At 60.2% G+C, this 266-nt stretch carries 1 protein-coding gene; it reads right to left on the bottom strand.

What is annotated here, in order from left to right; translation table 11 throughout:
• Positions 1–251, bottom strand: a 251-nt coding sequence (locus ACPYOG_RS19700) for a hypothetical protein (RefSeq protein ID WP_481295809.1), incomplete at its 3' end; no start/stop codon positions are given.
• Between the last annotated feature and the right edge of the window lie 15 nt (positions 252–266).

Raw genomic sequence — 266 nt, 5'->3', positions numbered from 1 at the left:
CATGGCCGCTGTGGCTCCTTGGGCCAGGTTTCGAGCGCTGTCAGTGCCATTGCCGAGATCTGCTGTGCTACGAGGCGCAGATGTCGGGCCGTCGCTGGTGAATCGACCGTAATTACTTTCGCTGCGTTATCGAGTTCATCCACCAGTGCTGCTGTGCGCCCGATGAACAGACGGACAGCAGCCTCATGCTGCAGGACCTGGGGCTCCGCGCGACGAGATGGCGTCAGCAGGTTTGCAAATTCATGCTTCACTGTCCGCCTCCCTAC

It is taken from the genome of Leifsonia sp. HAY1-4F, from assembly GCF_056755275.1.
The sequence above is the reverse complement of the archived record's forward strand: the minus strand, read 5'-3'. Positions and strand labels throughout refer to the sequence as shown.